This is a genomic window from Ottowia sp. (genome assembly GCF_035325765.1).
Taxonomy (GTDB): Bacteria; Pseudomonadota; Gammaproteobacteria; order Burkholderiales; family Burkholderiaceae_C; genus Ottowia.
Genome location: NZ_DAOKZG010000015.1, coordinates 45,707 through 66,496 on the forward strand (window position 1 = coordinate 45,707; position 20,790 = coordinate 66,496).

Consider the following 20,790-nt stretch of genomic DNA (forward strand, 5'->3'; position numbering starts at 1 on the left):
GAGTCGGGATGACTATCATCCCGGCATGATCCTGCTGGCCATCGTGGTTGCCCTGCTGCTGGAGCAGGTGCGCCCGCCCACCGCCCGGTATCCGGTGGCGCGGCAACTGGAGCACTGGGCTCGCGCGGTGGCACGCAACGTCGACACCGGTCGCGCCCAGCATGCTTGGCTGGCGTGGGCGCTGGTGGTGATGCTGCCGGCGCTGGCGGTGGCCGCGGTGCACGCGGTGCTCGGCTGGCTGCTGGGCTGGCCCCTGGCCCTGCTGTGGTCGATCGGCGTGCTCTACCTGACGCTCGGCTTCCGCCAGTTCAGCCATCACTTCACGGCGATCCGCGAAGCCCTGGAGATGGGCGACGAAGAGCGCGCGCGCGCGTTGCTGGCGCGCTGGCAGGGCGCCGACGTGGGGCGCGTCTCGCGCAGCGAGATCGTGCGCCAGGTGCTGGAGCAGTCGGTGCTGGCCTCGCACCGCCACGTGTTCGGCGTGCTGGCCTGGTTCTGCGTGCTCGCGGTGGCGGGGCTCGGCCCGGCCGGAGCCGTGCTGTACCGGCAGGCCGAGCGCGTGTCGCGGCAGTGGCGCCACCAGCCGCAGTTGCCCGAACGCTCGGCCAGCGCGGTGCTGAGCTACGCCGCCCGGCTCGCGTGGTACTGGATCGACTGGCTGCCTGCGCGCATCACGGCGCTCGGCCTGGCGATCGTGGGCAGCTTCGAGGACGCGATCGAGACCTGGCGCCAGTTCGCGCACCGATTTTCCAACCCGAACGATGGCGTCATCCTGGCAGCCGCGGCGGGCGCCCTGGGCGTGCGGCTGGGCGGGGCGGCGGTGCTGCGCCCGGCGCCGGTGCGGCCACACGATGGCGTACCGGCCACGGCGGGCATTGAGCCCGACGCCGGCGGCATGCCCGGTGACCTGCCCGACCCGGTGCACTTCGCGCGCGTGGTCGGCCTGATGTGGCGCATGGTGGCGCTGTGGCTGCTGCTGCTGGTGCTGCTCACGCTGGCGCACGTGCTGGGGTGAGCGGCAGGCCGAAGCCCGAGGAGGAGACGATGGTGGCGCAAGCGCATCCGGACGACAGGCACGAACTGCCGCTGGCCGGCCTGAAGGTGGTCGAATTCACGCACATGGTGATGGGCCCGACCTGCGGCCTGGTGCTGGCGGATCTGGGCGCCGAGGTGATCAAGGTCGAGCCGGTGGCTGGCGACCGCACGCGTCACCTGCTGGGCATGGGGTCGGGCTTCTTCCCGATGTTCAATCGCAACAAGAAGAGCGTCGCGATCGACCTCCACCATCCCGAGGGCGCGGCGGTGGCGCGGCGGTTGGCGCTTTCGGCCGACGTCGTGGCCGAGAACTTCAAGCCCGGCACCATGGGCAAGTACGGGCTCGACTACGCGGCCCTGCGCGAGGCCGCGCCGCGCCTGATCTATGTCAGTTGCAAGGGCTTCCTGCCGGGCCCCTACGAGCACCGCACGGCGCTCGACGAGGTGGTTCAGATGATGGGCGGCCTGGCCTACATGACCGGCCGGCCGGGCGACCCGCTGCGCGCCGGCACCAGCGTCAACGACATCATGGGCGGCATGTTCGGCGCCATCGGCGCGCTCGGCGCGCTGGTGCAGCGCGGCATCACCGGGCGCGGCCAGGAGGTGCAGAGCGCGCTGTTCGAGAACAACGTGTTCCTGGTCGGCCAGCACATGCTGCAGTACGCCATCACCGGCCAGGCGGCAGCGCCGATGCCCGAGCGCATCTCGCCCTGGGGCGTGTACGACGTGTTCACGGTCGCCGGCGGCGAGCAGATCTTCCTGGCCGCCGTCAGCGATGCGCAGTGGGCAACGTTCTGTGACGCGCTCGGCCTCGCGGACCTGAAGGACGACCCGCGCTACGCCAGCAACAACCACCGCGTGCGTGCGCGTGGCACGCTGATTCCGTTGCTGCGCGAGCGCCTGGCCGGGCGCCCGGCCGCCGAGCTGGCCGCGCTGTTCGAACGTGTCGGCCTGCCGTACGCGCCGATCAGCCGGCCCGACCAGCTCTACGACGATCCGCATCTGCGCGCCACCGGCGCGCTGGCCGACATCGTGCTCACGGATGGCGCGCGTGCCGGCCAGACGGTGCAGACCACGCTGCTGCCCATCACCCTCGGTGGGGCGCACCTGGGGGTGCGCGCGAGCCCGCCGCGCATGGGCGAACACACCGACACGGTGCTGGCTTCGCTCGGCTACGACGCCGGCGAGATTGCCCGCCTGCGCACGGCCGGCGTGGTCGCTTGAGGCGGCGCCTCGCCTGCAGCCGGGGCGGGGTCCGGCTAGGGTAATTCCCAGTCGCCCGGAGGCTGGAACACGACAACGCGTCGATACAATCATTAACCGACCGGGCGGTCACCCCATGGCGCCGTCCCGGGTTCTGTCCCCTTTTTTTCCATTTCCTTCCTGCCTGGAGCAAACCCATGAAGATGAAGAAGATCGTGCTGGCGTGCGTGGCTGCCGTCGGTTTCTCGATGACGGCCTGGGCCGACATCAACGTCGGCGTGACGGTGTCGGCCACGGGCCCCGCCGCGTCGCTCGGCATCCCGGAAAAGAACACGCTGGCGCTGCTGCCCCAGACCATCGGCGGGCAGAAGATCATCTACACCATGCTCGATGACGCTTCGGACACCACGCAGACGGTGACCAACACGCGCAAGCTCATTTCCGAGCACAACGCGGACGTGATCATCGGATCCTCCACCACGCCGACCTCGCTCGCCATGATCGACGTCGTCGCGGAGGCGCAGACGCCGATGATCGCCATGGGTGCCTCGGCCGCCATCATCGAGCCGCAGGACGCCAAGAAGCGCTGGGTCTTCAAGACGCCGCAGAACGACATCATGATGGCGCTGGCGATCGCCGAACACATGGCGGCCCACGACGTGAAGACGGTGGGCTTCATCGGTTTCTCCGACGCCTATGGCGAGGGCTGGTACAAGGAAACCGTCAAGGCGCTCGACCTGAAGAAGATCAAGCTGGTGGCCAACGAGCGCTACGCGCGCAACGACACCGCCGTCACCGGCCAGGTGCTGAAGCTGATGTCGGCCAAGCCCGACGCCATCCTGGTGGCCGGCTCGGGCACGCCGTCGGCGCTGCCTCAGACCACGCTCAACGAGCGCGGCTACAAGGGCAAGATCTACCAGACGCACGGCGTGGCCAACAACGACTTCCTGCGCGTCGGTGGCAAGGGCGTGGAAGGCGCCTACCTGCCGTCCGGCCCGGTGCTGGTCGCGGAGCAGCTGCCGGCCTCCAACCCGGTGCGGGCCTCGGCGCTCGAGTACATCAAGGCCTACGAGGGCGCGCACGGCAAGGGCAGCGTCTCCACCTTCGGCGGCCATGCCTGGGACGCCGGCAAGGTCCTGCAGGCAGCGATCCCGGTGGCGCTCAAGTCGGCACAGCCAGGCACCAAGGAGTTCCGCGCGGCACTGCGTGACGCGCTGGAAGCCACGCACGAGGTGGCCGGCGCGCACGGCATCTTCAACATGTCGCCGCAGGACCACCTGGGACTGGACCAGCGGGCGCGCGTGATGGTGCGCATCGAAAACGGCAAGTGGGTCTACCAGGGCGACAAATAAGTCCCGGGGACGTTTTGAGCCACAATCGCGCGTGTCCCGTTCATGCGCGACGCGGGTCGGGTGGGTGATCTGAGCACGCCACCCGGCCCGTTCTTGCAAGCATTGCATTCATGGATCTGCAAATCGCCCTGATGCTGGGGCAGGACGGCATCGTGACCGGCGCCATCTACGCGCTGATGGCGCTGGCCCTGGTGCTGGTGTTCTCGGTCACGCGCGCGATCTTCATTCCGCAGGGCGAGTTCGTCACCTACGCCGCCTTGTCGATGGCCGCGATCCAGGCGGGCGGCATGCCGGCGGCAATCTGGCTGCTGCTGGCGCTGGCGCTGGTCACGCTGGTGGTCGAGGCCTGGCGCCAGTGGCGCGGCCTGGTGGTGGACTGGAAGTCCACCCTGGCCTGGGCCGTGGCGCTGCCGCTGCTGGCCGCCATCCTGATCCTGGGCGTCCGGCCCGAGTCGGCCTGGTTGCAGGCGCTGACGGTGCTGGCGCTGGTGACTCCGATGGGGCCGCTGCTGTACCGGCTGGTGTATCGCCCGCTGGCCCATGCCTCGGTGCTGATGCTGCTGATCGTCTCGGTGGCGCTGCACTGGATCCTGGTCGGGCTGGGCTTGTATTATTTCGGCGCCGAGGGTTCGCGCACCGCGTCGATGTGGGACGCGAACTGGGACGTGGGCGGCATTCCGGTGGTGGGCCAGTCGCTGGTGGTGGTGGGCGCCACCGCGGTGCTGGTGGTCGCCATGTTCGTGTTTTTCGAGCGCTCGATCATCGGCAAGGCGTTGCGCGCCACCGCCATCAACCGCGTCGGTGCGCGCCTGATGGGCATTCCGACCGACCTTTCTGGAGATGTCTGCTTTGCGCTGGCGGCGCTGATCGGCGCCGTCTGCGGGCTGCTGATCGCGCCGATCACCACCATCTACTACGACACCGGCTTCCTGATCGGTCTCAAGGGTTTCGTCGCAGCCATCGTCGGCGGCCTTTCCAGCTATCCGGTGGCGGTGCTCGGCGCCGTCATCGTCGGCCAGCTCGAGTCCTTTTCGTCCTTCTGGGCCAGCGCCTTCAAGGAGGTCATCGTGTTCACGATGATCATTCCGGTGCTCTGGTGGCGCTCGCTCAACACGCGCCACGTGGAGGACGAGGAATGAGCCCGCGCCACTTGACCGTGCTGGCGGTCGTCGTCCTGGCCATCGCCTGGCCGCTGCTGCCGCCCTTCACCATCACGTTGCTGGCCTACATCGGCCTGTACGCCATGGTCGCGGTCGGGCTGGTGCTGCTGACCGGGGTCGGCGGCATCACCTCGTTCGGCCAGGCTGCCTTTGTCGGCCTGGGCGCCTACGCGACGGCCTGGCTGTGCACCTCGCCGACGGCCGCGCAGGCCCTGGCGGCATTGCCGCCGGGCGTGCTGCCCTGGTTCGGACTGCTGCTGGGGTTGATCGCGACGGCGCTGATCGCCTGGGTGCTGGGCGCCGTGACGCTGCCACTGGCGGGTCACTTCCTGCCGCTGGCGACGCTGGCCTGGGGCCTGGCCCTCTTCTACATCTTCGGCAACGTCGAGGCCCTGGGCGGTCACACCGGCGTGGCCGGCGTGCCGCCGCTGGCGCTGGGCAGCTACGAGCTGACTTCGCCGCGCGCGCTCGGCGTGCTGATCTGGGCCGTGCTGTTGCTGGCCATCTGGGCCCTGCACAATCTGCTCGATTCGCGCGAGGGCCGGGCCATCCGGGCGCTCAAGAGCGGACGCGTGATGGCCGAATCGATGGGCGTCGACACCGCGCGCCAGCGCATCAAGCTGTTCGTGCTGGCGGCCCTGCTGGCAGCGGTGTCGGGCTGGCTCTATGCCCACCTGCAGCGCTTCGTCAATCCGACGCCGTTCAACCTCAACATCGGCATCGAGTATCTGTTCATGGCCGTGGTGGGTGGGTCCGGCTACTTGTGGGGTGGCGTGCTGGGTGCGGCCCTGATCACCCTGCTGAAGCAGCAGTTGCAGGACTGGCTGCCACGCCTGCTGGGCGAGAGCGGCAACTTCGAGCTGGTGGTGCTCGGCCTGCTCATGCTGCTCGTGCTGCAGCACGCCGCGGAAGGCGTGTGGCCGCTGCTGGCCGGCTGGTCGCGCAGGTTTCTCAAGCCGGCGCCCGCACGCGCGCCGGCCAGGCCCGTCGCGCTGGCCCAGCGCGCGCTGCCGCAGGCCGGCGCGGTGGTGCTGGATGCACGTGAGGTGACCAAGCGCTTCAGTGGCCTGGTGGCCAACAACGCCGTCAACCTGGACGTCAAGGCCGGCGAGATCCATGCCCTGATCGGCCCCAATGGCGCCGGCAAGAGCACCTTCTTCAACATGATCTCCGGTGTCGATGATCCGACCTCGGGCTCGGTCACAGTGCTGGGCCAGGCCATGACGGGGCAGCCCTCGCGCGCCTTTGCCGCGCTCGGCATCGGCCGGACCTTCCAGCATGTGCGCCTGCTCGGCCAGCGCAGCGTGCTCGAGAACGTGGCGGTCGGTGCCCACCTGCGTGGCCAGCGCGGCTGGCTGGCCGCGATGCTGCGCAGCGACCGGCGGGAGGAGGCGGCCCTGCTGGCCGAGGCGCGGCGCCAGATCGAGCGCTGCGGCCTGGCCGACTACACGGAGTCCGCGGCAGCATCGCTGCCGCTGGGTCAGCAGCGCATCGTCGAGATCGCCCGCGCGCTGGCCGGCCAGCCGGTGATCCTGCTGCTGGACGAGCCTGCCGCGGGCCTGCGCCACCTGGAAAAGCAGGCGCTGGCGCAACTGCTGACGCAGTTGCGTGCCGAAGGGCTGGCGATCCTGATCGTCGAGCACGACATGGAGTTCGTCATGAACCTGGCCGACCGCATCACGGTGCTCGAGTTCGGCTCCGTGATCGCGCTCGGCACCCCGACCGAGGTACAGGCCAATCCGCGCGTGCTCGAGGCCTACCTGGGTGGCGACTTTCCGGGAGTGACGGCATGAGCGAGGCCTTGCTGGAGCTGCGCGGCTTCACGGTCTGCTACGGGCCTGTGGAAGCGTTGCACCAGGTCGACCTGACGGTGCAGCAGGGTGAGATCGTGACCGTGATCGGCCCCAATGGCGCCGGCAAGTCGACGCTGCTGAATGCGACCATGGGTCTGTTGCCCTCGAGCGGCACGCTGACGCTGGCCGGCCGGACGATCGCGCGCCCGAGCGTCGAGACCATGGTGGCCAGCAGGGTCGGCCTGGTGCCGGAGAAGCGCGAGTTGTTCGGCGAGATGTCGGTCGAGGACAACCTGCTGCTGGGCGGCTTCTCGCGCTGGCGGCGTGGCCAGCGCGACCAGGCCGAGCGCATGCAGGAGGTGTTCGGGCTGTTCCCGCGGTTGCAGGAGCGTCGTGCGCAACTGGCCGCGACCCTGTCCGGCGGCGAGCGCCAGATGCTGGCGATCGGCCGTGCCCTGATGGCGCGGCCGCAGTTGCTGATGCTGGACGAGCCCTCGCTCGGCCTCGCGCCGCTGATTGTGCGCGAGGTCCTGCACATCGTCTCCTCGCTGCGCGACCTCGGCGTCTCGGTGCTGCTGATCGAGCAGAATGCGCGCGCCGCGCTGCAGGTGGCCGACCGCGCCTACGTGCTGGAGATGGGGGCGGTGGCATTGAGCGGCGACGCCGGCGAGCTGATGACCGACCGGCGCGTGATCGAGACCTACCTGGGTGTCGGTGGCCAGAAGGCAGCCTGAAGCCGAGCCGGACCCCTGCGGCGACGCGTGGACGCTTCCGGAGCGTGCCGCGGCGCCCGTCAGGTCCGGATCGCTCACTCGTGTCCCGACTGTGCCCGCCGCCACCGTGAGCCTGGAGAAATTCGACCTGCCGCGCTACCTGGGCACGCTGGCGTTGTTTTCCAGCGTCGACGCGGTGCAGCGTCAACGCTTGGCCGCGGGCTGTCGGCTGCGGCGGTTCGCGCGCGGCACCATGATTTTTCGCGTTGGCGACCATTGCGCCGAATTCCACGTCGTCGTCACCGGCCATGTGAAGCTGTTCGCCATGTCGTCGGCGGGAGTCGAGAAGGTGGTGCAGCTGTGCGGGCCGGGGCGCAGCTTCGGCGAGGGCGTGATGTTCCTGGGCGCGCCCTACGTGCTGTCGGCGCAGGCGCTGGCCGACACCTTGCTGCTGACGATCGGGCGCGCCACGGTGCTGCGCGAGATCGAGGCCAGTCCCGAGTTCGGACTGCGCATGCTGGCCGGGCTGTCGGAGCGGCTGCACGGTCTGGTGCGCGACGTCGAAGCCTACGCGCTGCACAGTGGCACCCAACGCGTGATCGGCTACCTGCTGGGTGACCACCCGCGGCAGGACCACCCCGATGAAGGCCGGGAGTCGATCAGCATCACCCTGCCGGTCAGCAAGGCGGCCATCGCCTCGCGGCTGTCGATCACGCCGGAATACTTCTCGCGCGTGCTCAGCGAGCTGGTTGCAGCGGGGCTGATCGTGGTCGAGCGGCGCACCATCCACATCCCCGACGTCGCCCGGCTCGCCGCCTGCCAGCCGCCGTGAAACGGCCGCTGCGATGCTTCATGGGGATTGGCCTTCAACCTTGCAACTGCAGTTGGACGCATCCGCCCGGGCCGTGAAGGGCGCGCCCTGCAAGGGCGAGGAGGCCGCGCACGGGTGTGCCGCGCGACGTGCAACCCGGCATGGCGCGGTCAGCGCGGTGCGGGCGAGCACGTAGCGCTCTCCCCCAACAAGTGGAGATGATCGAAGCAGCGGAAGTCAAGGTTCATGCGGCTCTCGTGACGAAGGCAAGCGGTCAACCGGGGTTTCCAGGTTCAAAGAGCGCGAAATGGCGAAATGGCTTGGCTGCGCTTCGACGACAGTATTTCGTCACGCTGGCGTGAGCCGGCGCCATCCTTCATCTCTTCGAGCGCAATGCGGCATCGGTGGCGCCACCGCGCTTTGCGCGACCCGCGACGCACGAAGCGCAGCGCCCGCGATGGCCAGGGCGCAGGCCATGCCAGCGGCGGCCGTGGCCAGGGCCTGCCGGGCCGTACAGGCTGCGCCCGCAGCACAACGCCCCCACGCTGCGTTGCCCCCGCGGGGGCCTCGGCTTCGGGCAGCCGAGCGGCGTTCAAGGGGGAGGGCGCAACATCGCGCAGCGAGTGGAGCCACGGACGTGTTTTTCTTCAGCCCGCCAGCGCGGCCTGCAGGCGCGGGTCGCCGACTTCGGGCCAGCGGCGGTGCAGCCAGAGCCAGGCCGCGAGGCCGATGACCAGGAACAGGGCGGAGGTCAGCGCCAGGCCGACGGCCGAATGCATCACCAGCGGAGCCACGGCGCCGGCCACGACGCCGTTGGCGACCGAACCGACAACGGCCTGGAGCGACGAGGCCATGCCGCGGCGATCGGGGTGCAGATCCAGCACCAGCAGCGTCACCACCGGCACCATCAGGGCCCAGCCGAAGCCGAACAGCGCGATCGGCCAGAGTGCCCACCAGGCGTGCGGCACGAACAGGGCGTTGGCCGCCAGGTTGACCAGCGAGATCGCCACCATGATGCGAAAGCCCTGCATGATCTGGTTCTTCGGCGCCACCTTGCCGGCCATGCGGCCGGACAGCCAGGAGCCGGCCATGATGCCGGCGATGTTGAGCATGAAGAACCAGAAGAACTGCGTCGGCCTGAGCTGCAGGATGTCGCCCAGATAGGCCGGCGCCGACAGGATGTAGAGGAACAGGCCGTTGAACGGCACGCCCGAGGCCAGCGCCAGCAGGAAGAAGCGCGGATCGGACAGCAGCGCGCCGTAGCCGCGCAGCAGGTTGCCGAGTTGGAACGGCTGACGGTCGCGCACGTGCAGGGTTTCGGGCAGCAGGCGCTCGTTGGCGGCGACCAGCACCAGCCCGACGCCGACCAGGAACCAGAACACCGAATGCCAGCCTAGGTATTCGGCCAGCACGCCGCCCAGCATCGGCGCGATCGCCGGGGCGATGCCGAAGAAGATGGTGATCTGGCTCATCACCCGCTGCGCCTCGGCGTGTGGAAACATGTCCCGGATCACCGCGCGCGAGACCACGATGCCGGCGCCGGTGGACAGGCCCTGCACGGCGCGAAACACGATCAGCTGCTCTACCGTCTGCGACAGCGCGCAGCCGATCGAGGCCAGGGTGAACAGCACCAGCCCGACCAGGATCACCGGGCGGCGCCCGAAGCTGTCGGACAGCGCGCCATGGAACAGGTTCATGAACGCGTAGCCGAACAGGTAGGCCGACAGCGTCTGCTGCATCTGCACGGGGGTGGCGTGCAGCGACTCGGCGATCGCGGCAAAGGCCGGCAGGTAGGTGTCGATCGAGAACGGCCCGAGCATGCCCAGCATGGCCAGCAGGATGGCCAGGGCCCAGCGTGGGGCCTTCCAGAGCAGGTGGGCGTCGGGGTTCATGATCGGGGTGGCGTGGTTGCTGCAGGAAACAAAAAAGGCGTCTGGCGCTTGTCGGCTGCGCGCCAGACGCCCGGGCGGAACGCTGCGTTCAGGGCATGTCGGTGAAGCTGCGCAGCTTGTCCGAGCGACTCGGGTGCTTGAGCTTGCGCAGCGCCTTGGCCTCGATCTGGCGGATGCGCTCGCGCGTCACGTCGAACTGCTTGCCCACCTCTTCCAGCGTGTGGTCGTTGTCCATCTCGATGCCGAAACGCATGCGCAGGACCTTGGCCTCGCGCGGCGTCAGGCTGTCGAGGATGTCCTTGACCACGTCGCGCAGGCCGGCCTGCATGGCGGCGTCCACCGGCGCGGTGTTGTTCTGGTCCTCGATGAAGTCGCCCAGGTGGCTGTCGTCGTCGTCGCCGATGGGGGTTTCCATCGAGATCGGCTCCTTGGCGATCTTCATGATCTTGCGGATCTTGTCCTCGGGCATCTCCATCTTCTCGGCCAGGATGGCGGCGTCGGGCTCGAAGCCGAACTCCTGCAGGTGCTGGCGCGAGATGCGGTTCATCTTGTTGATGGTCTCGATCATGTGCACCGGGATGCGGATGGTGCGCGCCTGGTCGGCGATCGAGCGCGTGATCGCCTGGCGGATCCACCACGTCGCATAGGTCGAGAACTTGTAGCCGCGGCGGTATTCGAACTTGTCGACCGCCTTCATCAGGCCGATGTTGCCTTCCTGGATCAGGTCGAGGAACTGCAGGCCGCGGTTGGTGTACTTCTTGGCGATCGAGATCACCAGGCGCAGGTTGGCCTCGATCATCTCCTTCTTGGCCTCGCGCGAACTGGCCTCGCCCTCGATCATGCGCTTGTTGATGGCCTTGAGCTCATGCAGCGGCACCACCACCTGTGCCTGCAGGTCGAGCAGCTTCTGCTGCAGGTCCTGGATCGGCGGGATGTTGCGCTCCATGATGGCGCTCCAGGGCTTGCCGGCGGCGGCCTGCTTCTCGCTCCACTTGAGGTCCAGCAGGTGCGAGGGCTTGCGGTTGCCCGCGGCATCGCGACCCGAGAAGTCGGCGATGAACAGGTCCTGCGGATAGCCGCAGCGGTCGACGATGATGCGGCGCAACTCGCGCTCGTGCGTGCGCACCTCGTCCACCTGGGCGCGCAGCAGGTCGCACAGCTTCTCGATCGTCTTGGCGGTGAAACGGATCGTCATCAGCTTGGCCGACAGCGCGTGCTGCGCCTTGGTGTAGGTGGGCGCACCCCAGCCGTCCTTGTCGTAGGCGCGGTGCACCTTGTCGAACAGGCGCGCAATCTCGTCGAAGCGTTCCAGCGCCTCGTTCTTGAGCTTCTCCATCAGCCGCGTCATGGCCTTGGAGCCGTCCTCGTCGTCCTCGTCCTCGTACTCGTCCTGGTCTTCCTCGGCGACGTAGTCGTCGTTCTCGTCGGCATCGGCGAAGCCGTCCACGATGGTGTTGATCACCACCTTGCCCTCGCGGATCTGCTCGGCCATGGACAGGATCTCGTGGATCGTCGTCGGGCTGGCGCTGATTGCGTCCATCATCTCCATCAGGCCGCCCTCGATGCGCTTGGCGATCTCGATCTCGCCTTCGCGGGTGAGCAACTCCACTGTGCCCATCTCGCGCATGTACATGCGCACCGGATCGGTGGTGCGACCGAATTCGCTGTCCACGGTGGACAGGGCGGCCTCGGCTTCCTCCTCGGCCTCTTCCTCGGTGGCCGTGCTGGTGCCGGTGTTGGTGAGCAGCAGGGTTTCGGCGTCCGGCGTCTGCTCGTAGACCGCCACGCCCAGGTCATTGAGCATGGAGACCACGGCCTCCAGCGTCTCGGCGTCGACCAGCTTGTCGGGCAGGTGATCGTTGATCTCGCCATGCGTGAGGTAACCGCGGGTCTTGCCCAGCTTGAGCAGGGTCTTCAGGTTGGCACGGCGGGTCGTCATCTCCTCCTCGGAGAGCACGCCCTCGTCCAGGCCGAATTCCTTCATCAAGGCACGTTCCTTGGCCTTGCTGATCTTCATGCGCAGGGGCTTGACCTTCTCGGGCGTGTCCGGCGTCGCGTCCGGCTCGGGCTCGCCCTCGAGATCGGATTCGATGTCGGACAGGTCGGCGTCGTCATCCAGGTCGCGTCCGCCCTTGCCGGCGCGGCCGCGCTTGGGCGGCGCCGACTTTTCGGCGGCCTTGGCGCCCTTGGCTGGACGTCCGGCCTTGCGCGGCGTGGTCGCCTTGGCGTCCGCTTCCGCACCCTTGGCGCTGGTCCGGGCCTTGCGCGCCGGGCTCGCCTTTTCGGCTGCAGCCTTTGCCGGCTTGGCCTCGACCTCGGCGGTCGCCGTCGTCTTGCGGCTCGCGGCAGCCTTGCGAGCGGTCGCGCCGCTCGCCTTCTTCGCGAGCTCGTCGTCGGCCGTCTTGCGGCTGACAGCCTTGGCGCTGGCCGCCCTGGCCGTGGTTTTTGCAGATTTGGCGTTGGTTGACATCACTTGACCTCGAGGTGCGTCGGCACCACCTGGGTCGTGCGCGCCGGCGCGCGGCACGGGCCCGTGGCTCCGATCCGGACAGACATGAAGAACGGCTCCGGCGCCCACGGCATGGCAGACACTCGGCCATGCAGGCAGGCAACCGTCAGGGGCAAGATGGTCGGGCGATCATTTGGAGTGCAGTCCTTGCGGAATCGTGGCCGTCCCTGTGCGTGGGTGCGCGTGTGTGATTGACGCGCTGGCCGAGCCGGAGGTGCTGCTGTCGCTCTTGCCGGTGACAAACACATAATTATAACCGACGCGCCAGATTTCAAGGGGGACGGGATCCCGGCCCGAGGGGCGCTTCAGGGTTGGCGCGAGCCTGCTGGCTGCGGTGAACCCAAAAACGGCGGTTGACCGCTCGCCTTCGTCACGAGAGCCGCATGAACCTTGACTTCCGCTGCTTCGATCACCTCCACCTGTTGGGCGAGCGCGTCCAACTGCCGTTTTCAGGGTGAATCGAGCTTGATGGCGGGTTTGCGCCGATCCGTCATGCGGGCGCGTGTCCGAATGACTGGGCCGCCGGCAAGGGGGCGGGACATCCAGGCTCGGCGGTTTCCCGGCTCATCGCCGCGGCGGTTCCGCCCGGACCCCCGCCCCACGCACTTCGATGCGGCGCTCGGCCAGCACCGTGCCCGTCGCGTCGCGCAACTGCACCACGTGACGCCCGGGCCAGGGCAGCCATTGGGCGTCCGGGCCGCGACCGATCTCGTTCCTGCCGATCCACCAGCGCAGGCTGGCGGCGGGCGTGCCGCCGGGTTCGGCGGCCAGGCGCAGGCGCTGGTAGGGTGCAGGGATGTCCGGGTCGAGCGCGAGTATGGTGCCGTCCTGCGGGGCGGTGATGCGGGGTGGCACGCCGGGGCTCGCCTGCGTGTGGGCGATGCCTGGGGCTGCGTCCGGACCGACGGCGAAGTGGCGCTGCTCGGTGCCGGGCAGGAACCACTCCTCGCGCGCCGCCTCCAGCCCGCCGTCGAACTGCACGGCGACGTGGCGCAGCCCGGGCGGCGCGGCCGGCGGGCGCGCGGGCGTGCCGGCGTGCAGGGCCGCCATCAGCGTGGCCCACACGGGCGCGGCGCCGCTGGTGCCGCTGACGTCCCACATGGCACCGCCGCGCGCGTTGCCGACCCAGACGCCGACGGTGTAGCGGTCGCTGTAGCCCACCGCCCAGTTGTCGCGCATGTCCTTGCTGGTGCCGGTCTTGACGGCGGCCCAGGAGCGCGTGGCCAGGATCGAGTCGGTGCCGAAGGTGAGGGCGCGCGCGTTGCGGTCGGCCAGGATGTCGCCGACGATGAAGGCGGCGCCGGGGTCGAGCGCGGCGTGGCAGCCGCCGTCTGCATGCGGCTCGGCCGGCTGCAGCCGCACCGGGCACCAGCGCCCGCCGTTGGCCAGCGTCCGGTACGCATTGGTGAGCTGCAGCAGCGTGACCTCGGCGCTGCCCAGGGCCAGGCTGTAGCCGTAGTAGTCGCCGCTTTCGGGCAGCTCGATGCCCAGCAGCCCGAGCTGGCGCTGGAAGGCACGCGGCGACACCATGACGCCAACGCGCACCGCCGGCACGTTGAGCGAGCTGGCCAGCGCGGTGCGCGCCGACACCCAGCCCTTGAAGGCCAGGTCGTAGTTGCGCGGGATGTAGAGGCCGCTGGCGGTGTGCAGCTGCGCCGGCGAATCGTGCAACAGCGAGGCAGCGGTGATGCGGCGTTCGGCAATCGCCTGGGCGTAGAGCAGGGGTTTGAGCGTGCTGCCGGGCTGGCGCGGCGCGGTGACGGCATCGACCTCGGCCGCCTGGCTGAGCGCACCGGAGGAGCCGACCCAGGCCAGGACCTCGCCGCTGGCGTTGTCGAGCACCAGCACGGCGCCGTCCTCGACGTGGCGACCGTGCAGCTCGCGCAGCTGCTGCTGCAGCGTCTGCGTGGCCAGGCGCTGCAGGCGGGCGTCCAGGGTGCCGCGCAGCTCGGCGGGCGGCGCCTGGCCGGGCGGCAGGGCCTGCAGCAGGCGCCGCGCGGCGTGCGGGGCGATGCCGGCGCTGGCGGGCCAGGCGCGGCGCGCCAGCAGCACCTCGGCCTGCATGTCGAGCGCCACGCAGTCGGCGTCCGCGCCTGAGCGCATCCGGCGCAGCACGCCGCAGGCGCGCCGCGCCACGCGCGCCGGGCTGGCGTTGGGCGCGCGCACCAGGGCTGCGGCGATCGCGGCCTCGGCGTCGTTCAGGCCGTGTGGCGCCTTGCCGAACAGGGTCCGGGCCAGCGCGTCGATGCCGACCAGCTCGCCGCGAAACGGCACCAGGTTGAGGTAGGCCTCGAGGATCTGGTCCTTGCGCCAGCCGGCTTCCAGGCGCCTGGCCATGACGGCCTGGCCCAGCTTCTGGCGCAGGCTGCGCCCGCCGGCGCCCAGGCGCAGGTCCTCGTCCAGCAGGCCGGCGAGCTGCATGGTCAGGGTGGAGGCGCCGCGCGTGCGCGTGTGCCACAGGTTGCCCCAGGCGGCGGCCGAGACGGCGCGCCAGTCCACCCCGCTGTGCTCGTAGAAGCGCCGGTCCTCCGACAGTACCAGCGCCTGACGCAGTGCGGGGGAGATGTGATCCAGCCGTACCCACTCGCCGCGACGCACGCGCGCATCGGTGCGCAGGCGATGAATCGGCTGGCCGCTGCGGTCCAGCAGCACGGTGTCGGACGAGCGGAAGTCCGCGCGAACCTGCTCAAACCCCGGCGCCGCCATGGCACCGGCGGCAATCAGTCCGGTCAGGCCGATGGCCAGCAGACGCAGAACGCGCAAACCCATGAAGCCGATTGTCGCAGTCGGGGGAGTCCAGGACCCGGAAGAAAAAATGGTGACCGTGGGCAGCGGATGCGCAATAATCGCGTCAATCAACAAAAAGTTACATTCAGGGTGTGGGCATGTGGGGGTGGTTCGTCAGCAGGTTTCTGGGCGCACCGGCGGTGGTGTCGGAAACGAACGCTGCCATCGACACGCCAGATCCGTCCAAGTCTGCGGTGTCCGCCCCAGAGCGCACACCCGAGAACGCCGTCATGTCGTCGGCGCGCGGCCTGCCAAGTGCTTCCGAACTGCGCCGTCTGGCCGTGCTGCAGGCGCGCGGCGACGGCGCCTATGCCTATCTGGTCGAAACCGCGCTGCGCATCTGCCGCATGTCGCAGGGTGCGATCGTGCTGGGCGATGGCGAGGTGTTGCAAGTCAAGGCGCGCGTCGGCGCCGACGTCGTGGCTGAGAACGATGTTTCGTGCTGGCGGGCCATGCGGCACCCGGACCAGGTGACGGTGGTCGGCGGCTGGGCTGGCGCGCCGCTTGTCGGCTCTGCCGGCAGGGCGCTGGGCGTGCTCTGGGTGGCCGATCACCGTGCCGGCCAGCTCTCGCCCGTGCAGTTGCGCACCCTGCAGCTGTTGGCGCGTCAGGCCGTGCTGCTGCTGGAGGCGGGCGCGCCGGGCGAGCCCTGAAACGGGCCCTTCAGGTCATTGCTCGTCGGACGACTGCTCAATCTTGCGCAGGAAGAAGCGCACGAACCAGATCGCCATCCCGATCATGAAGATGATGCCTGCGATGCTCATCAGGCCGTAGTCGGTGCCAAACAGGTCTTGCCACAGTTTCATCGTTCCATCCTTCTCTGGATCACTTGCTTATCGCCGAGTATCCACGTTCGGGGTGTGGCTGATCTTGATCCGCCTCAACATGAAGTGGCGATCGGCTCAGGAAGGCTGCCGCGGTGGCGCGACGTAGAGCCGGTCTGACCAGGTGGCCAGCCAGTGGGGTTTGAAGGCCACGCAGATGGCCGCCATCATGCCGGTCATGAAGGCGTCGCCCCAGGCAATCAGCCAGCGCGCCACCATGGCCAGATCCGGGTCGACGGTGGCCGCCAGGCGGTGCCCCGTCCATTGCGCCAGCGCTCCGCTGACGAACATGCACAGCGCCGTGCCGAGAAAGGCGCGCCCGAGGATGTAGACGAACAGGTTCTTCCACACCCAGCGCCGCAGCGCCATGCCCAGTCCGAACGACAGGGTGGCCGGCACGATGCCCAGCCACAGTGCCATGTCGAGCTGTTGTGCCCAGCTGACCGGCGCGAGCAGGCCGACGGTCAGCGCGATCAGGCAGAACACCGGCACCGCCAGGGGCCAGCCCAGGGCCAGTCCGATCAGGCAGGCCCCCGACAGCTGCAGCTGGATCGGCATGCGCTGCAGCCACGGCAGGGCCCACAGCCAGGGCGTGATCACCAGCGATGCCAGCAAGGGTGACAGCAGCGCGCCGCCCGCCAGCAAGCGCCAGGGCCGCAAGGCCAGGGCCAGCGCCAGGGAGAGGGTGACCAGTGCGAGGTTGATGGCGTCCATGTCGTGCGGCAATGGCCGGGCAACCGAACCACGCCTCGATTGTCGCCAATCGGTCCGTGGTGCAGGCGACATGCCCTCCGATGGGCCTGCGATGGTGCAGTGTTTCGCGCTGTCAGGTGCTGATGGCGCGAAACCCTGGACTGGGGGGGCCGCACGCGGTTTGAGCCGGTACGCTTGACACGTGTCAAACTGTGCGACGTCAAGCGACCGCAGAATCCAATCAGACCTGCAACTCAAACGAAGGAGCAAAGCATGTACAAACACATTCTGGTGCCGGTCGATGGTTCGACGGCATCCATGGCGGCGCTCGACAAGGCAGCGGGTGTGGCCCGCGCCTATGCCGTGCCGGTGACGGCGATCTTCGTGATCGATCCCTATCCCTTCACGGGCGTGGGCGCCGACTTCGCGTATGGGCAGGATCAGTACCTGAATGCGGCGCGGGCCGAGGCGGGCGCGGCCATTGAGGCCGCCAACACCCCCCCGCGGCAGGCGGGTGTTCAGGTCGACAGTCGGGTGGTGGAATCGCACGCCGTGTGGCGCGGCATCCTCGAGGCCGCCGAGACCGTCGGCGCCGACCTGATCGTGATGGGCTCGCACGGCCGGCGCGGGCTGGAAAGACTGGTGCTTGGCAGCGTGGCCCAGAGCGTGCTGTCGCATACCAAGATCGACACGCTGGTGGTTCGCGCCAGTTGATCCGGCGTTGACGCGGCAGGCCGGCCGCGTGCCTGCTGGCTGGCCGGGTTCAGCGCCGACTGGCCGGCTTGCTGCGCGCGGTGCGCGCAAAGGCGGCGCGCGTGTTGGCGACGTCCTCGAAGCGGCGCGCGATGCTGCCGCAGACCAGGTCGCACAACTCGTGTACCGCCGGATCGGCGATGCGGTAATACGCGCTGCTGCCCCGGCTTTCACGGGCCACCAGGCCATGCTGTGCCATCTGCGCCAGGTGGCGCGACACGTTGGCCACACTGGAATCGACCTGCTCGGCGATGTCGCCGACGCTCATCTCGCCATGCCCCAGCACGTTGAGGATGCGCAGACGTGTCGCCTCGGACAGCGTGCGGAAGTAGTGCGCCACGTGCTCAAGCGCATCGGGCGGGAGTTGTTGCATCGAAGCCAAGAAAACCACCTGCAGGTCGGACGGGGTCTGACCACAGTCTACTGGCGCTTCGGGATCGTTGGGTAATTGCAACATTGCATATTTGCGTGATTGCGCAAATAATATCGCAATGACTGCGATAAGAAAACCCCCATTTGCAACGCGTGGCCACCGCGCCGCAGCCGTGGCTCTGGCCGTGGCTGGCTGGTGGATGGTGGCGGTGCCGCTGTCGGCCCAGGAGCTGCCGCACCTGACGGCCAAGGCCGAGGCGTCGCGCGCCATGGCCGCCTACGAAGGGACGGTGGAGGCCGTGCGCCAGGCCGTGCTGGCGGCCCAGGTGCCGGGTGCCGTGCTGGAGCTGACCGTGAAGGCCGGCGACCGCGTGCGCGCCGGCCAGACTTTGGTGCGCATCGACGCCCGCGCCGCTGAGCAGGGCGCGGCGGCCAGCCAGGCGCAGGTGACGGCCGCGCGCGCCGCGCTTGACGTGGCCGCGGCCGAGCTGGCCCGCAAGCGCCAGCTCTACGACAAGCACTACATCGCCAAGGCCGCGCTGGAGCAGGCCGAGGCGGCGCAGCGCGCCGCGCAGGCGCAGGTCAATGCGCTGCAGGCCCAGGCGGGTGCGGCGCGCGCGCAGACTACGTTCCATGTGGTGACGGCGCCGTTCGATGGCGTGGTCTCGGCGGTGTCGGTGGAGCGCGGCTCGATGGCCATGCCCGGCAGCCCGTTGCTGAGCTTGTACGACCCGGCGGCGCTGCGCGTCACGGCGGCCGTGCCGAGCGCCGCGGTGTCCGGCGGCGTGGCGGGCGTGCAGGTGGAGCTGGAGCGCGTGAAGGGCCCGATCACGCCGACCCGCGTCCAGTTGCTGCCCACGGTCGATCCAGCCAGCCTGACCCAGCTGTTGCGCGCCGAGCTGCCTGCCGGCATGACTGGCGTGGCGCCCGGCCTGTTCGCGCGCCTGTGGCTACCCGGCCCGGCGGCCGCCGAGGGCACGCCCCAGCGTGTGTTCGTGCCGCGCACGGCGCTGGTGCAGCGGGCCGAGATGACCGGTCTGTACGTGCTGGGCGAGCAGGGGCAGCCGCTGTTGCGCCAGGTGCGCCTGGGCCGGGTGCAGGGCGAACAGGTCGAAGTCCTCGCCGGCCTGTCGGCGGGCGAGAAAGTGGTGACCGAACCCCAGGCGGCGGTGCGACGAGCACCGGCGGGGCGCTGATGGGCCAGCCGCTGCAACCCGAGGGCGTGGCGCGCCTGGGCATCTCTGGGCGCATTGCCGCCTACCTCCAGCGCGCGCAGATCACGCCCTTGCTGGCGCTGGTGGCCTTTCTGCTGGGCCTGTTCGCGGTGCTGGTGACGCCGCGCGAGGAGGAGCCGCAGATCGACGTCACCATGGCCAACGTGATCGTGCCGTTTCCCGGCGCCAGCGCGCGCGACGTCGAGGCCATGGTGGCCACGCCGGCCGAGCATGTGCTGTCGCAGATGAGCGACGTCGAGCACGTGATGAGCATGTCGCGCCCCGGTGTCGCGGTGCTGACGGTGCAGTTCAAGGTCGGGGTGCCGCGCCAGGCCGCGGTGGTCCGCTTGTACGACGCGGTGGGTGCCAACGCCGACTGGTTGCCGCCCGGACTGGGGGTGCTGCCGCCCATCGTCAAGCCCAAGGGCGTGGACGACGTGCCCATCGTCGCGCTGACCCTGTCCAGCGCGCGCGCGGACAGCGGTGCGTTCGACCTGGAGCGCGTGGCGCACAGCCTGGAGAGCGAGCTCAAGCGCGTGCCGGGCACGCGCGAGGTCTACACCCTCGGCGGGCCGGGCCGCGCCGTGATGGTCGAGGCCGATCCGCAGCGCCTGGCCGCCGCCGGCGTGAGCCTGCACGAGCTGCAGGGCGCGCTGCGCTCGGCCAACCTGGGTTTGCCGGTGGGCGAGCTGCTGCAGGGCAACCGCGCGGTGGCCATCGAGACCGGCGCCTATCTGCACAGCGCGCAGGATGTGGCCGACCTGGTGGTGACGGTGCGCGGCGGCAAGCCGGTATATCTGCGCGAAGTGGCCCAGGTGCGCGATGGCGCGCCGCCGCCGACCCGCTACGTGTGGCATGGTGAAGTCAGTCACGGCAAGGACGGCGCGCCGGCAACCGTGAGCGAGCAGCCGGCTGTCACCCTGGCCATCACCAAGAAGCCGGGCCAAAACGCCATCGACGTGGCCAATGCGGTGATGCAGCGCGTCGAGCAGCTGCGCAATACGGTGCTGCCGGCCGACGTGCAGGTGACCGAGACGCGCAACTACGGCGCGACGGCCAACGACAAGGCCACCACGCTGATCAAGAAGCTGCTGTTCGCCACGCTGTCGGTGGTGGCGCTGGTGTTCTTTGCCCTGGGACGGCGCGAGGCGGCGATCGTCGGCGTGGCGGTGATCCTGACGCTGACCGCGACGCTGTTCGCCTCCTGGGCCTGGGGCTTCACGCTCAACCGGGTGTCGCTGTTCGCGCTGATCTTCTCCATCGGCATCCTGGTGGACGACGCCATCGTGGTGGTCGAGAACATCCACCGTCACCAGGGCCTGTATCCGGGACGCAGCCTGGCCGAGATCATCCCCGGTGCCGTCGACGAGGTGGGCGGCCCCACCATCCTGGCGACGTTCACCGTGATCGCCGCGCTGCTGCCGATGGCCTTCGTCAGTGGCCTGATGGGGCCCTACATGAGCCCCATCCCCATCAACGCCAGCATGGGCATGCTGTTGTCGTTGGCGATTGCCTTCAGCGTCACGCCGTGGCTGGCGCGGCTGTGGATGAAGGCCACGCAGCAGGCTGACCATGGGAAGGCGGCCGGCCATGGCCTGGCGACCCGGCTGGCGCCGCTGTTCGAGCGCATCTTCCGCCCGCTGCTGGATGAGCGGCGCGGCGGGCGCAATCGCGGCCTG

17 protein-coding genes are annotated in these 20,790 nt (G+C 69.4%); 11 read left to right on the top strand and 6 right to left on the bottom strand.

The window, feature by feature from the left end:
• The first annotated feature begins 25 nt into the window (after nt 1-25).
• The 7 genes from PKA16_RS07340 (at nt 26) to PKA16_RS07370 (ending at nt 8,088) form a co-directional block, all read left to right on the top strand.
• Nucleotides 26-1,015 (top strand): CobD/CbiB family protein, encoded by a 990-nt coding sequence (locus tag PKA16_RS07340; protein WP_324401844.1) that lies wholly within the window; start codon nt 26-28, stop codon nt 1,013-1,015.
• Nucleotides 1,016-1,044: 29 nt separating this feature from the next.
• A complete protein-coding gene (locus PKA16_RS07345; protein WP_324401846.1) occupies nt 1,045-2,259 on the top strand; it encodes a CaiB/BaiF CoA-transferase family protein in 1,215 nt (404 codons plus the stop codon).
• Between the two features lie 182 nt (nt 2,260-2,441).
• A complete protein-coding gene (locus PKA16_RS07350) occupies nt 2,442-3,590 on the top strand; it encodes an ABC transporter substrate-binding protein (protein WP_324401874.1) in 1,149 nt (382 codons plus the stop codon).
• A 110-nt stretch (nt 3,591-3,700) separates the two neighbouring features.
• Nucleotides 3,701-4,729 (top strand): branched-chain amino acid ABC transporter permease, encoded by a 1,029-nt coding sequence (locus tag PKA16_RS07355; RefSeq protein ID WP_324401848.1) that lies wholly within the window; start codon nt 3,701-3,703, stop codon nt 4,727-4,729.
• Complete coding sequence (locus PKA16_RS07360; protein ID WP_324401850.1) at nt 4,726-6,543, top strand: branched-chain amino acid ABC transporter ATP-binding protein/permease; 1,818 nt, start codon at nt 4,726-4,728, stop codon at nt 6,541-6,543. Before PKA16_RS07355 ends, PKA16_RS07360 begins: the two co-directional genes overlap by 4 nt.
• Nucleotides 6,540-7,277, top strand: coding sequence for an ABC transporter ATP-binding protein (locus PKA16_RS07365; RefSeq protein ID WP_324401852.1), 738 nt, complete (start codon nt 6,540-6,542; stop codon nt 7,275-7,277). Before PKA16_RS07360 ends, PKA16_RS07365 begins: the two co-directional genes overlap by 4 nt.
• 106 nt (nt 7,278-7,383) lie before the next feature.
• On the top strand, nt 7,384-8,088 hold the full coding sequence (locus PKA16_RS07370; RefSeq protein WP_324401875.1) for a Crp/Fnr family transcriptional regulator: 705 nt from the start codon (nt 7,384-7,386) through the stop codon (nt 8,086-8,088).
• Nucleotides 8,089-8,714: 626 nt separating this feature from the next.
• Here PKA16_RS07370 and PKA16_RS07375 read toward each other — a convergent pair.
• The 3 genes from PKA16_RS07375 to pbpC all read right to left on the bottom strand — a co-directional run bounded on the left by PKA16_RS07375 (nt 8,715) and on the right by pbpC (nt 15,237).
• The gene (locus PKA16_RS07375; protein WP_324401877.1) at nt 8,715-10,025 is read right to left on the bottom strand and encodes a multidrug effflux MFS transporter; all 1,311 of its coding nucleotides are present in this window, start codon (nt 10,023-10,025) and stop codon (nt 8,715-8,717) included.
• Between the two features lie 22 nt (nt 10,026-10,047).
• A complete protein-coding gene (gene rpoD, locus PKA16_RS07380; protein ID WP_324401854.1) occupies nt 10,048-12,429 on the bottom strand; it encodes an RNA polymerase sigma factor RpoD in 2,382 nt (793 codons plus the stop codon).
• Nucleotides 12,430-13,032: 603 nt separating this feature from the next.
• On the bottom strand, nt 13,033-15,237 hold the full coding sequence (pbpC, locus tag PKA16_RS07385) for a penicillin-binding protein 1C (protein WP_324401856.1): 2,205 nt from the start codon (nt 15,235-15,237) through the stop codon (nt 13,033-13,035).
• Between the two features lie 212 nt (nt 15,238-15,449).
• On the opposite strand from pbpC, the gene PKA16_RS07390 reads away from it, so the two are divergent.
• A complete protein-coding gene (locus PKA16_RS07390; RefSeq protein ID WP_324401858.1) occupies nt 15,450-15,908 on the top strand; it encodes a GAF domain-containing protein in 459 nt (152 codons plus the stop codon).
• A 15-nt stretch (nt 15,909-15,923) separates the two neighbouring features.
• On the opposite strand, the gene PKA16_RS07395 is transcribed toward PKA16_RS07390, so the two are convergent.
• On the bottom strand, nt 15,924-16,061 hold the full coding sequence (locus tag PKA16_RS07395) for a DUF3149 domain-containing protein (RefSeq protein ID WP_324401860.1): 138 nt from the start codon (nt 16,059-16,061) through the stop codon (nt 15,924-15,926).
• A gap of 96 nt (nt 16,062-16,157) precedes the next feature.
• Complete coding sequence (locus PKA16_RS07400) at nt 16,158-16,793, bottom strand: hypothetical protein (RefSeq protein ID WP_324401862.1); 636 nt, start codon at nt 16,791-16,793, stop codon at nt 16,158-16,160.
• A gap of 252 nt (nt 16,794-17,045) precedes the next feature.
• On the opposite strand from PKA16_RS07400, the gene PKA16_RS07405 reads away from it, so the two are divergent.
• Nucleotides 17,046-17,486 carry a universal stress protein gene (locus PKA16_RS07405; protein ID WP_324401864.1) on the top strand — a complete coding sequence of 147 codons (441 nt, stop codon included), beginning with the start codon at nt 17,046-17,048 and terminating at the stop codon, nt 17,484-17,486.
• Nucleotides 17,487-17,535: 49 nt separating this feature from the next.
• Here PKA16_RS07405 and PKA16_RS07410 read toward each other — a convergent pair whose 3' ends face one another.
• Nucleotides 17,536-17,898 carry a metalloregulator ArsR/SmtB family transcription factor gene (locus PKA16_RS07410; protein WP_324401866.1) on the bottom strand — a complete coding sequence of 121 codons (363 nt, stop codon included), beginning with the start codon at nt 17,896-17,898 and terminating at the stop codon, nt 17,536-17,538.
• 118 nt (nt 17,899-18,016) lie between these two features.
• Here PKA16_RS07410 and PKA16_RS07415 point away from each other — a divergent pair, with 118 nt between their 5' ends.
• Complete coding sequence (locus PKA16_RS07415; RefSeq protein ID WP_324401868.1) at nt 18,017-19,093, top strand: efflux RND transporter periplasmic adaptor subunit; 1,077 nt, start codon at nt 18,017-18,019, stop codon at nt 19,091-19,093.
• The coding region (locus tag PKA16_RS07420) for an efflux RND transporter permease subunit (RefSeq protein WP_324401870.1) at nt 19,093-20,790 on the top strand (1,698 nt) is incomplete at its 3' end. The genes PKA16_RS07415 and PKA16_RS07420, both read left to right, overlap by 1 nt.

Coding starts and splice junctions, on each gene's coding strand:
- PKA16_RS07410 (WP_324401866.1), bottom strand. CDS start 17,898: ATGCAACAACTCCCGCCCGATGCGCTTGAGCACGTGGCGCACTACTTC.
- PKA16_RS07415 (WP_324401868.1), top strand. CDS start 18,017: ATGACTGCGATAAGAAAACCCCCATTTGCAACGCGTGGCCACCGCGCC.
- pbpC (WP_324401856.1), bottom strand. CDS start 15,237: ATGGGTTTGCGCGTTCTGCGTCTGCTGGCCATCGGCCTGACCGGACTG.
- PKA16_RS07365 (WP_324401852.1), top strand. CDS start 6,540: ATGAGCGAGGCCTTGCTGGAGCTGCGCGGCTTCACGGTCTGCTACGGG.
- PKA16_RS07395 (WP_324401860.1), bottom strand. CDS start 16,061: ATGAAACTGTGGCAAGACCTGTTTGGCACCGACTACGGCCTGATGAGC.
- PKA16_RS07345 (WP_324401846.1), top strand. CDS start 1,045: ATGGTGGCGCAAGCGCATCCGGACGACAGGCACGAACTGCCGCTGGCC.
- PKA16_RS07405 (WP_324401864.1), top strand. CDS start 17,046: ATGTACAAACACATTCTGGTGCCGGTCGATGGTTCGACGGCATCCATG.
- PKA16_RS07360 (WP_324401850.1), top strand. CDS start 4,726: ATGAGCCCGCGCCACTTGACCGTGCTGGCGGTCGTCGTCCTGGCCATC.
- rpoD (WP_324401854.1), bottom strand. CDS start 12,429: ATGTCAACCAACGCCAAATCTGCAAAAACCACGGCCAGGGCGGCCAGC.
- PKA16_RS07400 (WP_324401862.1), bottom strand. CDS start 16,793: ATGGACGCCATCAACCTCGCACTGGTCACCCTCTCCCTGGCGCTGGCC.
- PKA16_RS07350 (WP_324401874.1), top strand. CDS start 2,442: ATGAAGAAGATCGTGCTGGCGTGCGTGGCTGCCGTCGGTTTCTCGATG.
- PKA16_RS07355 (WP_324401848.1), top strand. CDS start 3,701: ATGGATCTGCAAATCGCCCTGATGCTGGGGCAGGACGGCATCGTGACC.
- PKA16_RS07340 (WP_324401844.1), top strand. CDS start 26: ATGATCCTGCTGGCCATCGTGGTTGCCCTGCTGCTGGAGCAGGTGCGC.